Annotated in this window: 1 pseudogene; it reads right to left on the bottom strand. The window is 62.8% G+C overall.

What is annotated here, in order from left to right:
• Positions 1-227, bottom strand: a pseudogene (locus tag ACTFO6_RS19265) (hypothetical protein); the annotation flags it as partial.
• Positions 228-250 lie beyond the last annotated feature (23 nt).

The following is a 250-nucleotide window of genomic DNA, read 5'->3' as shown; positions in this document are numbered from 1 at the left end:
CCCGGGTAGGGGAAGCGGATGCGCTCGTCGCCCGAGCCGTAGAGGATCACCTGCTGTATCTTCTCCGGCAGCTCCTCGAAGGGCTCTTCGATGTCGAAGCCGTAGTGCTTCGCGAGGCTCACGAGGAGCTGGTAATAGAACTGGTTGCGCCGGTACCAACCCCGAATGGCGCCGGCGCCGAGGGATAGGTGGGGAAAGGCTACCACCCGCTTCGGGTCGAAGAAGGTGCTGGTTCACAGTCCGTCGCATT

It is taken from the genome of Pelomicrobium sp. G1, assembly GCF_051905455.1.
Classification (GTDB): domain Bacteria; phylum Pseudomonadota; class Gammaproteobacteria; order Burkholderiales; family UBA6910; genus Pelomicrobium.
This window is presented reverse-complemented; position numbering and strand designations above follow the sequence as displayed.